The organism is Niallia sp. CD-39, assembly GCF_059874745.1.
This window is the reverse complement of record NZ_JCBCPS010000005.1, coordinates 158,277-170,656: the sequence shown is the minus strand read 5'-3', so window position 1 is coordinate 170,656 and position 12,380 is coordinate 158,277. Positions and strand designations below refer to the sequence as shown.

The following is a 12,380-nucleotide window of genomic DNA, read 5'->3' as shown; positions in this document are numbered from 1 at the left end:
AAGAGGTTTTGACAAGGACATCCTCCACCTAAGAAAGAATAAAATAATGAAAAGCTAAGGGAGTGGACAAAATTGAACAATTGGAGAGAACGTGCCGAAAAATGGTTAGGATTTTCATTCAACCTTGAGGATTATCAAAATGAAGTTGTAAAAATAAAAGACGATGAAGCATTACTAGAAGATGCATTTTATAAAGACCTTGAATTTGGAACAGGTGGGATGCGTGGAGTGATGGGAATTGGATCCAATAGAATGAATATTTATACGATTAGAAAGGCTGCATTTGGATTAGCAGAATACATAAAGGAAGAAGGAAAGGAAGCGATGTCAAGGGGCGTGGTCATCGCATATGACTCCAGACATCATTCGCAGACCTTTGCGATGGAATCAGCAAAGACGTTAGCGACACATGGGATATTAACATATGTGTATGAGGAGCTTCGACCGACTCCACAGCTATCCTTCTCAGTGAGATATTTACATGCTTACGCTGGGATTGTCATCACAGCTAGTCATAATCCGCCTGAATATAATGGATTTAAGGTATATGGTCCTGATGGTGCACAGATGCCTCCTAAAGAAGCAGATGAGTTAATACATTACGTTCAAGCAGTTGAAAATGAATTAGATATCCATGTTGAAGATGAAGAAGTGTTAAAAAGCCATGGCCTAATTGTCATGATTGGTGAGAAGGTAGACTCTGCTTACCAAAAACAGTTGTTGACTATTAGTGAGAATATAGCTCTCGGTGAAAGATCAGATTTGAAGGTTGTGTTTACACCTTTACATGGGGCGGCTAATGAACCAGTTCGTCATGCGTTATCAGCGTTGAAATATGAGCATGTATATGTCGTAAAAGAACAGGTGATGCCGGATCCGCAATTTTCAACTATACAAAGTCCAAATCCAGAGGAAGAATCTGCATTTGAGCTTGCGATTCAAAAAGGAAAAGAAGTTAATGCAGACATTTTAATAGCGACAGATCCAGACGCTGATCGGATTGGGTTAGCTGTATTAAATGGTGATGGAGAATACGTACTGTTAACAGGGAATCAAACTGGGGCTTTATTAATGGAATATCTTTTTTCTCAGAAACAGAAGAAAAACATGCTTCCTAAAAATGGATTAGCCTATAAAACGATCGTAACTTCTGATTTAGGCTTGAAGGTTGCAGAGCATTATGGGGTTAAAACGGAAAATGTATTAACAGGATTTAAATTTATAGCAGAAAGGATTAAGGAAAGCGAAATTGCAGGCAGTTCCTCCTTTTTGTTCGGATATGAGGAAAGCTACGGCTATTTAATTGGAGATTTTGCAAGAGACAAGGATGCGATTCAAGCTGCGATCATCGCTGTAGAAGCAGCGGCCTATTATAAAAAGCAGAACAAAACACTCCTGCATGTATTAGACGAATTATTTGAAGCATATGGCTACTATCAAGAAGGGTTATCGTCAATAACATTAAAAGGTAAGTCTGGTGAAGAAAAGATTCAATCGATCTTACTTCATTTAAGAACTGAACGAATTCAGTCGATTGCAGAAATTGATGTAATGATTGAAGAAGACTACGCAACAAGTACACGCATGTTTTCAAACGGTGACAAAGAAACAATTCTCCTTCCACAATCGAATGTTCTAAAGTATATTTTAGCTGATGGCTCATGGGTATGTGTTCGTCCTTCTGGAACGGAACCTAAAATAAAGTTTTATTTTAGTGTGAAGGGAACTACAAGAGAAAATTCAACTTCAAAGTTAACGTCATTGCAACAATCGTTTATGAACAATATAAAATCCTTTGTATAATGGAAAAACACGAGCGGTTACGCTCGTGTTTTTTGGTGGAATTCTCTTGTTTTTTACATATAAACCTTTTCATCAAGTGCTTTTTCTGCTGATATCTCATTGGCATAATCAACGTAGCGTAACAACGAATAAAGTTCTTGCTCGACCACTTTATAATCATTTTCAAAGTTATAAGCATGCAGGAAATGCTCGATTTTCTTTGATAAGAAGTGATCTTTTGTACGAACCATTAAAATGAGCAGGTTATCCCACTCAGAACGGTGAGTGTAATACAATGCACGATCATAATCAACTTTGTTCACTTTGTTTCCTCCTCTTTCAGGAGTTGAAATTAGTTTGTGGAGTTTGTTTCTTTTTTTTCTGTGAAAATGTTGGAGGACGAATGATATCAACGCTTTCATCTTTTACCTGTATAAAAAGATGATGAAAAGGGACAGTTAAGAATGGTGATGACTCATGAAGAAAATTTCATTGTTTTTTGTATTCTTTTCTTTTTTAGCAACATATGAAGTGAAGGCAGATCTTGTTCATCCATATGAAGAATACGATTACTTTCAATTACTAGAAGATTTACATGCTATTCAACAGCAATATCAAGAGGAAGTTCAAGTATTTACAATTGGAAAATCTCACTTAGGTAAAGAATTATATGCATTCAAATTAGGAAGTGGGGATAAAACCATTTTGATCGTGGGAAGTCATCATGGAAGAGAATGGTTAACATCGTCGTTAGTCATGAAAATGCTTGAGGAATATGCATACGCCTATAAAAGTGGAGCTGCAATTGGATCGTATTCCTCGAAGCTGTTTGATCATTATGCAATTTGGTTTGTTCCAATGCTAAACCCTGACGGAGTAATGATTCAACAAATGAAGGAACAACATTTGGAAAATTACCAGCAATTGAATGAAGGTTCTACACAGTTTTCGAGATGGAAATCTAATGCAGCAGGCATTGACTTAAACCGACAGTATCCTGCTGGATGGAACGCTCTGCCTTCACCAAAAGCTCCATCTTATCAATTTTATAAAGGCACAAAGCCATTACAAGCAATTGAATCAAGATCATTGGTTCAATTTATTAAGAAAATTAAGCCTTTATCAGTCGTTGCTTATCATTCCTCAGGACAAGAAATTTATTGGGAATACCATAACGGCGAAAACCTTGAAAGAGATCGCAGGTTAGCAGAAAAGCTGGCGAATGTCACAGGATATCCATTGAGGGCTCCCGTAAAAGAAGCGGTAGGTGGAGGACTAACAGATTGGTTTATCGTCACATACAAAAAGCCTGCTTTTACAATTGAGATATGCCCGCTTACTGACGAGACTAACCCTCCAATCTCAACCTTTAAGACTGAATGGGAGAAGAACAAATTAGTAGGTCCGATGTTATTGACAGAATTGAGTAAACGTTCATGAATACAAATATGTTGAATTGAGCATAATAAGGAAAATTATTTTTCGGAGGAGAATATGAGAAAATTATTGCTTTTAATGTTTGCGTTTACACTAATCACTCAAGTTAAAATACCTATTGGGTTGACAGCGGAACCTAACTATGAGAAGTTTGGCCGTATTGCAACAGTTGTAGTCAAAGAGGATTATCCAGATGATGATGTAACCGATTATAAGTACGCTGGTAGACGAAAGATTTCAGAAGAAGAAGTGATGGATACCTTTATCTTCGTCGTTAAGGAAAATGGGAAGGAAGTCCAAGTGCTTGTGAAAATAACACATCATGCAGTCGATGACAAGTTCTTGAATCTAACAGTAGAGCAACAGAATAATTAACAGTCTGGGGTTGCTCTTAGTATGAAAAAGTCCAAATAAAAAAATGTAGACAAAGTCGATTTCTGACTTTTTCTGCATTTTTTAGAATAAGTGAACCCCCAGACTGTCTTGAAAACGCTTGTCAGACTAGGTGTGCAATCAAGTGAAGACCCGAATAGAACATTCGGTTCATGAGGGGAATTTGATGGCAAACAACGACGTATGCATGCGTTTGTCAACAGTCTGAAATAAGCCTCAAGAGGCTTATTTTTTTTTATGAGAGATGACTTCACCTTCTCATCATCATTTTTTCAATCGCCTCATAGAGTATGGTAAGGAGTAAAAGGAGGCGGCACTAGATGCGAGAAGGAGAAAAGGCATTGGAATATGCCATTGAAGAAATTACTGAGATAGCAAAAGGCTTTGGTCTAGACTTTTATCCAATGCGTTATGAAATCTGCCCCGCTGATATCATCTATACATTTGGCGCATACGGCATGCCAACGAGGTTTTCGCATTGGAGCTTTGGTAAACAGTTTCATAAAATGAAGTTGCATTATGACCTTGGACTTTCGAAAATATATGAGCTTGTCATCAATTCAGACCCTTGTTATGCATTTTTGCTCGATTCAAATTCTCTCATTCAGAACAAATTAATTGTTGCCCATGTTTTAGCACATTGTGATTTTTTCAAAAATAACGTACGCTTTCAAAATACAAAACGTGACATGGTAGAGAGCATGGCGGCAACAGCAGAACGAATCCGCCAATACGAAATCGAATATGGGAAAAAGGATGTTGAAGTGTTTTTAGATGCAGTGCTCGCAATTGAGGAGCATATTGATCCTTCTTTAATGAGACCTAAATTAGCCTGGGACATCGATGATGAGGAAAGCTCAGATGTCGTGGCTACTTCGCCATACGACGATCTTTGGAGCTTAGACGAATCGACAAAGAAGAATACGAAAGATAAAAAACAAAAGAAATTTCCTCCAAAGCCAGAGAAGGACCTATTATTATTCATTGAAAGCTATAGTCGCGAATTAACTGATTGGCAAAGGGATATTCTCACGATGATGCGTGAAGAAATGCTATACTTCTGGCCACAGCTTGAAACGAAAATTATGAACGAAGGCTGGGCTTCGTTTTGGCATCAGCGGATTATTCGCGAGATGGATCTTTCAAGTGGAGACGCGATTGAGTTTGCAAAGTTAAATGCGGGTGTTATACAGCCGTCTCGAACAGGCATTAATCCATATTATCTTGGATTGAAAATATTCGAAGATATAGAAGAACGATACAATAATCCAACTAAAGAAATGATTGAACGTGGAAATAAACCTGGAGCTGGGCGAGAAAAGATGTTTGAAGTTCGAGAAATTGAATCGGATATTTCCTTTTTACGCAACTATTTAACAAAGGATTTAGTTATGAGAGAAGATATGTACCTTTTCCAGAAGCAAGGGAAGGATTATAAAGTAGTTGATAAAGAGTGGGAGAATGTAAGAGATCAGCTGGTTAGTATGCGAGTAAATGGCGGATTCCCATACTTAACTGTAATAGACGGTGATTACTTAAAGAATGGAGAGCTCTATTTAAAACATTGGTTTGAAGGAATTGAATTAGACTTGAAGTATTTAGAAAAAGTCCTTCCTTACATTCATCAGCTATGGGGAAGAAGCGTCCATCTTGAAAGTGAAGTCGAAGGCAAACAAATGGTCTTCACATATGATGGTAAGTCCATTCATCGGAAGTATTTATAACAAAAACGACAAGAGGAAAGTTTACTTCCTCTTGTCGTTTTGATTTAGTGCAAAAATTTATTACTTTATCATTTGATTCGTAATTTGTATAATCTGCTCTTTATGCTCTTCTGGTGAAAGATCATTGTTTAAATATAAAACCGAATATGAAAGGTCATTCAAATTAAATGAGATATTATGGTTTATATAGTAGCCTTTCGTTTGCTCGTTTAGCTCGATCATTTCATGCTGTTCCTCGATAGTGGGAACATCTTCCGTAGCGTTCATTACTGTAATCATTAATCCAATATCTTTTTGAGTAGAAGCATTCATTACAAATTCAACTAATAAATTCTTTCCGTCATGAGATACATCATTGATGATTGGTCGCTCAAACCCTTCTGTATCAAAAGGAATCTCTTCTGGTAGAGTCAAATCAAAAGGAAGTGCTTCAATCGCAACTTCTACTGAAGGTGCTTTATAAGTAGTTGGTATCATCTTTTGCATCGAAGCATCTACATCAGCCATGTCGACTTTCTCTAATTTTCTTATATCTAAAGAATGCGAGTTATTTTGAGTACATCCAATAAGCAAAATAACTGCAATGAAAACTGATAATTTCTTTAACATAAATAATGTCCTCTCCAAATGAACGATCTTCTACATTATTTTCCCACATTAATTATAATTAAAAATTGAAATAATGTAAAATATTGTTTTTATTAACAATATAATGTTATTATTGAAGAAAGATAGGGGGGGAAACATGAGAGCAAAATTTTATATTATATTGCTAATCACTTTTGTGATACAGTCAGGAATTACTTATTTTGTTTCAGCTTATTTTTCTGTTCGATTCATCGAAGTCATGTTTTTTACAGGGATTGCTTTCTTCGTAGGAAGTTTGTTTTTCTCTAGTGGTGGCGGCATTATTTCGAACGTGAGTACATCTCAAGTTAGTGCACAAACTGGAATCATTTTAAAACAAGAAAATTTCATACTTAGAAAAGGCCCAGTATTGATCTCATCCTTTCTCTTTTTATTAATTGGCTTTTTCTTCTTTATATTATTAGTGACGGGCATGATCCCTCCTAATCAATAAATTGTATAAAAAGAAATAATGCTAAAATCAGTCCGATTCGTATTTGAATGGGGCTTTTTTAATTAGATGAATAAAGAACTTTCAACTATTTTAAGAAATCTGCAACTTTTTCTTTTTTTATTCGAGGATAAAGTGAAAGAAAAAGGCAACTTTCGTAAAGTAGTAGTATTCTTTCAACGGTCCTAGAGGGGAGGAGGGTGAAATGGAGATTGATGAGGTTTATTCCCGATATATAAAAGACATCTATAGATATTTATATTCTCTGTGTCGAAATACGAATACTGCGGAAGATTTAGCACAAGAGACATTTTATAAAGCACATGTGTCATTGCTTTCAGGAGAGATAAATGAGATTAAACCCTGGTTATTTAAGGTAGCTTATTATACTTATGTTGATTTCCTTCGTAAGGACAAACGAACGGAAGTAAGAGAAACCATTGAATCCAAACATGATGAGCAAACCCCTGAGACAATCTTAGTTGAAAAGTCACGTTATCAATTGTTACTGAGCTTGTTAGATCAATTATTGCCTTTTGAAAAACACGCCATTATTTTATGTGATATCGAACATTATACATATGAGCAAGCGGCAAGCATTTTAGATTTAAAGATCAATACATTTAAAAGTCATTTGTCTAGAGGAAGAAAAAAAATGAAAGTGCTCATTAAAAAGGGGGAATTAAAGGATGGATGATTATAAAAAGCTATTACAAGACTCACAAGAAGAGATGGAACAGTTAAAGCAACAAGAACAAGGAGAGAAGTCGTGGAAGAAATTTGTTTCATTTACGAAATGGAGATTGTATCTCAGTATATTAACGATGATACTACTCATCATTCCAGTAAGCTTTATTTTTACATTTTTTTATTATGCGTTTGGAACAAAGTCGACAACTTTGATGGATGTTACGAGCCAAACCTTGTATGTAACAGAGCCGAACACATCATTAGAAGAGCTAGAGTTTGATATGTCATTTTCACCATTCTCTATGAGATTAGCATTTGAACAATATAAACGAATTGGTGAAGAGGATTATAAGGCGAATACGTATAAGCTTCAGTATACTTTAGGTAACTTAACTGAAAAGGAAACAACATCTTCGCTCGAGCGTGTGTCACCTCGTAATCCAACACAGACAAATCCATGGCTCATTCACCCTCACAACAGTCATGAAATCGATACAAATCGTGAATGGAAGGTAGTCAATGGTTTGCCTTCGGAGACAGTTGTAGAAGCGTATCTATCTTTTGCTGATGTAATAAGTGTAGAAGAGGCTGAAGAAGTTTTACAAAATGTTGATGTTGTATGGGCAGCGATTGAGTCGGGTGTAGAAGCACATAACCTTAGTAAAAGTGGGACGGTTGTTTCGCCGATTGGTTATCCTGTACAGCCAGACAACACGTATTGGTCACCATTTAGAAATGCTGGTCCGCATGAAAAAGTGTTCATGGATATTCTAACTTACATCGCGCAGTATGAGGAACTGGCTACTGCTGTATCAAGTTCAAAGAATTTAGAGCTCGATGAAAGAATTCAATTTATTGAAGAAAACGGGATAAAAACATATGGTGTAGTTGTAACTGGTCCGAAGGAAGACGTTGAAGCTTTACAAGGTTTAGATTTGATTCGAACGATAAAGGTAGGTGAGGTAAAATTATGGAACTGGTCAAAATGATTCGTACTAAGAAAATACTGACAATCTTTGGTTTTATCTCTGTCATTATCGGTCTTTTTACTTTATTTTTACTGAATTTTGGTATATTAACAAATCTGCAAACACCATTCGAAGATCAATATTCAATGATCATTCTGATTATTCTCATCAGTGGAATTGTGGCATTGTTTTCAAAACAAAGTCGGTCATTAGGCTTACTAGGCATCGCTATTGGAATTTTTACACTTTTCTTTTTCACTGTACTTTTCATACTTGGTTGGACGATCATTCCCTTTCCTTAAATCAAGGAGTGGTAAGGTGAAGCAATATATCTTTAAAGAGCACAAATGATTGTGCTCTTTAATTGTTGTAAACGAGTAAATGGTATAATAATTTAAATAGTCTGATTAATTAGGAGGGCAATTTAGTGAAATGGGTTGTTAGAGAAATGATAGAAACAGATGCAGAGCATATTGCTATGTGGCGTTATCCACCTCCGTATGATTTTTATAATCTAGTGTGGAATGAAGATACATTAAGAGAATTACTTGAGAACGAGTATTTTACAGTCGTAGAGAACGAACATGTGATAGGTTTTTATTGTATAGGAGCGGCTGCAAGAGTTCCGGCAGGAGAGGGGAATGGGGTTTATGATGAAACTAGAATAGATATTGGCTTAGGATTGAAACCTGAACTCACTGGAAAAGGAGTGGGGAGTGAATTCTTTTCTTTTATGCTTAATACAATCAAGGAAAAGGATTGTTTACCACTTCGATTGACTGTAGCGAAATTCAATGAGAGAGCAATTCGCCTCTACGAAAAAAATGGCTTTGTGATTCGAAAGGAATTTATGACGAATCTAACAGAGTTTTACGTTATGGAGAAGGAGAACTAGCCTTTATGCTAAAGAAGATCTTAGAGAAACTCGATTTAAATGTTCGAACGATTCAGGAAGTTGACGATTCACATAGTTCAACAGTTTATAAGTGTAAGTTGGCAAATAGAGAAAGTGTGTATGTGAAAATTCCGTACTCAAAAGTAAAGTTCCTTCGTGAATTAGAGGCATATAAAATCCTGGAAGGAAAAGTTTTAACACCAAATTTAATTTCATTGTATGAAGGCGATGAAGAGGCGCCTAGTGCATTTGTTTTGTCAGAGTTAAAGGGAAGAACATTATCAGAAGCTGCTTCAACTGAGGTTGCTTATGAAGTAGGGGTTTTTCATGCTTCGATGCACGAGGTAAAAGCTACTTCAGTTAACAAAATAGTGAATATAGATAATGAATATCCAAATTGGACTACTTTCATCGAAACCCATTTTTATAGCTTTGCGGAAGATGCGAAAGAGCTATTAGACCCTCCTATATTTGAACGAGCAATCAAGAGATTTGAAGTGATGAAAAAGAACTTGCCAATTCCTGATGGTCCAAGCTTTGTTCATATGGATTTTCGCCCAGGGAATATCATTGTGAATGGTGCTAATGATGTTGGTGTAATCGATTTTGAAAGTGTACGCTTCGGTTCGACTGAAATTGATTTTACAAAGCTAAATCGCGACTTCCTTAGCAAGAATGATGAATGGTTTAAGGCCTACAAACATGGCTATAGTAGCATTAGAAAACTTCCCGATTTGCATCAAATCTTACCTTTTTATCAATTTACAGATGCTTTTAATAGCATTGGTTGGTGTAAGCGTCGAGGAGTAGAGAAAAATCGATTATTCTATGAGAACAACTTAGAAATTTTGAAAACCTGTTTAATGTAAGTGAAAGTTCAGAAATACGATAACTGATTTTATAGCAGTGGTAAAAGATAAGTCAACGTAAGATGGTTTTGCTGGAGATTAATTAAGGAGGTTCATTATATGGAAACAATCATCTATTTCGTGCGGCATGCTCATTCGGACTATTCAATCGATGAAAGGGAGAGGTCGTTATCACGAAAAGGATTTGTAGATGCAGAGAGTATTACAGAGCTATTTAAAGAAATACATATAGATCTTGTTGCTTCTAGTCCATATAAGAGAGCAATTCAAACGGTAGCAGGAGTTGCGAGCTATCATAAGCAAGAAATTTTATTAGTAGAAGGGTTAAGGGAGAGAACCTTAACTACTGAGCCTATTGATGACTTTCCTACTGCCATGATGAAAGTATGGAGTGATCAAAACTTCAGTTTTGAAGGCGGAGAATCCAACCTCATTGCTCAAAAAAGAGGGGTTACAGCATTAATAAAAATGATTAAGATCAATATGGGGAAGCACCTAGTATTGGGTACACATGGTAATATTATGACTCTCGTATTAAATTACTTTGATCCAGATATTGATCATTCATTTTGGAATCAATTGCGTATGCCTGATGTGTATACTTGTACTTTCGAAGATCTGAAATTGGTATCTATTAAAAGATTAGGATAAAGAGAAGATAAAGGAGATTAATAAATTGAATGATTTACAAAAAGAGTACGCGCAGTTTGTAAAGGAAATGGGTTTTGATCAATTTGATAAAAAAGATTATAAAGGACATCGTGAATTTCTTTTGTATACACATATGCTGTTGACGACTGAGGTAGCGGATTGGCTGAAGAGTTTAGGACAGTCTTTAAACGTACCGATGAGCATATGAGAGAAGGACTGGACTCACAACTTGCATTCGCACTTGCTAAAGAAGAGGTTCGTGAAAACCTTGGGAAGGAACTCGCTGATTGTCTTGCTTATTTATGTAAGCTGGCGAATTATTTTCAATTCGATTTAGAAGAAGAGCTATATAAGAAAATGGATGAGATCAAAAAACACGATTTGTGATCATAAAATCGTTTTAAAAATCATCAATCATATTTGAAATCACAATCGCCTAGTTTGAGATCACGAAATCAGATTTGAGATCACAAATGACTAGTTTAAGATCACGAAAACCGATTTGAGATCACAAATGACTAGTTTAAGATCACGAAACCATATTTGAGATCACAAATGACTAGTTTAAGATCACGAAACCATATTTGAGATCACAAATGACTAGTTTAAGATCACGAAACCATATTTGAGATCACAAATGACTAGTTTAAGATCACGAAACCATATTTGAGATCACAAATGACTAGTTTAAGATCACGAAACCTGATTTGAGATCACAATCGCATAGTTTGAGATCACGAAATCAGATTTGAGATCACAATCGCCTAGTTTGAGATCACGAAATCAGATTTGAGATCACAAATGACTAGTTTAAGATCACGAAACCCGATTTGAGATCACAAATGACTAGTTTAAGATCACGAAAACCGATTTGAGATCACAAATGACTAGTTTAAGATCACGAAAACCGATTTGAGATCACAATCGCCAAGTTTGAGATCACGAACTCATATTTGAAATCACAATCGCCAAGTTTAAGATCACGAAACCCGATTTGAGATCACGAAATCATATTTGAGATCACAATCGCCAAGTTTGAGATCACGAAATCAGATTTGAGATCACGAAATCAGATTTGAGATCACAAATGAATAGTTTAAGATCACGAAACCCGATTTGAGATCACAATCGCCAAGTTTAAGATCACGAAACCATATTTGAGATCAAAATCGTCAAGTTTAAGATCACGAAACCCAATTTGAGATCACAATCGCCAAGTTTAAGATCACGAACTCGGATTTAAGATCACAATCGCCAAGTTTAAGATCACGACACCCGATTTGAGATCACAAATGACTAGTTTAAGATCACGAAACCCGATTTGAGATCACAATCGCCTAGTTTAAGATCACGAAACCTGATTTGAGATCACAATCGCCTAGTTTGAGATCACGAAAACAGATTTGAGATCACAATCGCCAAGTTTAAGATCACGAAACCCGATTTGAGATCACAATCGCCAAGTTTAAGATCACGAAACCATATTTGAGATCACAATCGCCAAGTTTAAGATCACGAAACCATATTTGAGATCACAATCGTCAAGTTTAAGATCACGAAACCCAATTTGAGATCACAATCGCCAAGTTTAAGATCACGAAACCTGATTTGAGATCACAATCCCCAAGTTTAAGATCACGAAACCATATTTGAGATCACAATCGCCTAGTATAAGATCACGAAACCCAGTTTGAGATCACAACCGCCTAGTTTAAGATCACGAAATCATATTCGAGATCACAATCGCCAAGTTTAAGATCACGAACTCGGATTTAAGATCACAATCGCCAAGTTTAAGATCACGAACTCGGATTTAAGATCACAATCGCCAAGTTTAAGATCACGAAACCATATTTGAGATCAAAATCGTCAAGTTTAAGATCACGAAACCCA

Annotated in this window: 15 protein-coding genes; 13 read left to right on the top strand and 2 right to left on the bottom strand. The window is 36.1% G+C overall.

Going from position 1 to position 12,380, the window contains the following annotated elements:
* The first annotated feature begins 72 nt into the window (after nucleotides 1–72).
* Complete coding sequence (locus tag AC6F34_RS12970; RefSeq protein ID WP_500772778.1) at nucleotides 73–1,803, top strand: phospho-sugar mutase; 1,731 nt, start codon at nucleotides 73–75, stop codon at nucleotides 1,801–1,803.
* Nucleotides 1,804–1,856: 53 nt separating this feature from the next.
* Here the strand turns inward: AC6F34_RS12970 and AC6F34_RS12965 are convergent, their stop codons facing one another.
* Nucleotides 1,857–2,105, bottom strand: coding sequence for a YhdB family protein (locus AC6F34_RS12965; RefSeq protein WP_500772776.1), 249 nt, complete (start codon nucleotides 2,103–2,105; stop codon nucleotides 1,857–1,859).
* 154 nt (nucleotides 2,106–2,259) lie between these two features.
* Between AC6F34_RS12965 and AC6F34_RS12960 the strand changes: the two genes are divergently transcribed.
* From AC6F34_RS12960 to AC6F34_RS12950, 3 genes are all read left to right on the top strand, one after another.
* Complete coding sequence (locus AC6F34_RS12960; RefSeq protein WP_500772774.1) at nucleotides 2,260–3,222, top strand: M14 family metallopeptidase; 963 nt, start codon at nucleotides 2,260–2,262, stop codon at nucleotides 3,220–3,222.
* A gap of 54 nt (nucleotides 3,223–3,276) precedes the next feature.
* Nucleotides 3,277–3,594 carry a DUF3889 domain-containing protein gene (locus tag AC6F34_RS12955; RefSeq protein WP_500772772.1) on the top strand — a complete coding sequence of 106 codons (318 nt, stop codon included), beginning with the start codon at nucleotides 3,277–3,279 and terminating at the stop codon, nucleotides 3,592–3,594.
* Between the two features lie 338 nt (nucleotides 3,595–3,932).
* On the top strand, nucleotides 3,933–5,336 hold the full coding sequence (locus tag AC6F34_RS12950) for a SpoVR family protein (RefSeq protein WP_500772770.1): 1,404 nt from the start codon (nucleotides 3,933–3,935) through the stop codon (nucleotides 5,334–5,336).
* Nucleotides 5,337–5,396: 60 nt separating this feature from the next.
* Here the strand turns inward: AC6F34_RS12950 and AC6F34_RS12945 are convergent, their stop codons facing one another.
* Nucleotides 5,397–5,945, bottom strand: a complete 549-nt coding sequence (locus tag AC6F34_RS12945) for a hypothetical protein (RefSeq protein ID WP_500772769.1) — start codon at nucleotides 5,943–5,945, stop codon at nucleotides 5,397–5,399.
* A gap of 136 nt (nucleotides 5,946–6,081) precedes the next feature.
* Here AC6F34_RS12945 and AC6F34_RS12940 point away from each other — a divergent pair, with 136 nt between their 5' ends.
* The 9 genes from AC6F34_RS12940 (at nucleotide 6,082) to AC6F34_RS12900 (ending at nucleotide 10,874) form a co-directional block, all read left to right on the top strand.
* A complete protein-coding gene (locus AC6F34_RS12940) occupies nucleotides 6,082–6,417 on the top strand; it encodes a hypothetical protein (protein WP_500772767.1) in 336 nt (111 codons plus the stop codon).
* A 202-nt stretch (nucleotides 6,418–6,619) separates the two neighbouring features.
* Nucleotides 6,620–7,111, top strand: coding sequence for a sigma-70 family RNA polymerase sigma factor (locus tag AC6F34_RS12935; RefSeq protein ID WP_500772765.1), 492 nt, complete (start codon nucleotides 6,620–6,622; stop codon nucleotides 7,109–7,111).
* Nucleotides 7,104–8,093 (top strand): anti-sigma factor, encoded by a 990-nt coding sequence (locus AC6F34_RS12930; protein ID WP_500772763.1) that lies wholly within the window; start codon nucleotides 7,104–7,106, stop codon nucleotides 8,091–8,093. The genes AC6F34_RS12935 and AC6F34_RS12930 overlap by 8 nt, the downstream gene beginning before the upstream one ends.
* Nucleotides 8,075–8,374, top strand: a complete 300-nt coding sequence (locus tag AC6F34_RS12925) for a hypothetical protein (protein ID WP_500772761.1) — start codon at nucleotides 8,075–8,077, stop codon at nucleotides 8,372–8,374. Before AC6F34_RS12930 ends, AC6F34_RS12925 begins: the two co-directional genes overlap by 19 nt.
* Nucleotides 8,375–8,499: 125 nt before the next feature.
* Nucleotides 8,500–8,967, top strand: a complete 468-nt coding sequence (locus tag AC6F34_RS12920; RefSeq protein WP_500772759.1) for a GNAT family N-acetyltransferase — start codon at nucleotides 8,500–8,502, stop codon at nucleotides 8,965–8,967.
* A 5-nt stretch (nucleotides 8,968–8,972) separates the two neighbouring features.
* Nucleotides 8,973–9,836 carry an aminoglycoside phosphotransferase family protein gene (locus AC6F34_RS12915; protein ID WP_500772757.1) on the top strand — a complete coding sequence of 288 codons (864 nt, stop codon included), beginning with the start codon at nucleotides 8,973–8,975 and terminating at the stop codon, nucleotides 9,834–9,836.
* 99 nt (nucleotides 9,837–9,935) lie between these two features.
* Entirely contained in the window at nucleotides 9,936–10,487 is a 552-nt protein-coding gene (locus AC6F34_RS12910; RefSeq protein ID WP_500772755.1) for a histidine phosphatase family protein, read from the top strand.
* Between the two features lie 25 nt (nucleotides 10,488–10,512).
* On the top strand, nucleotides 10,513–10,695 hold the full coding sequence (locus AC6F34_RS12905; protein WP_500772753.1) for a hypothetical protein: 183 nt from the start codon (nucleotides 10,513–10,515) through the stop codon (nucleotides 10,693–10,695).
* Nucleotides 10,647–10,874 (top strand): nucleoside triphosphate pyrophosphohydrolase family protein, encoded by a 228-nt coding sequence (locus tag AC6F34_RS12900; RefSeq protein WP_500772751.1) that lies wholly within the window; start codon nucleotides 10,647–10,649, stop codon nucleotides 10,872–10,874. Before AC6F34_RS12905 ends, AC6F34_RS12900 begins: the two co-directional genes overlap by 49 nt.
* The last annotated feature ends 1,506 nt before the right edge of the window (nucleotides 10,875–12,380 follow it).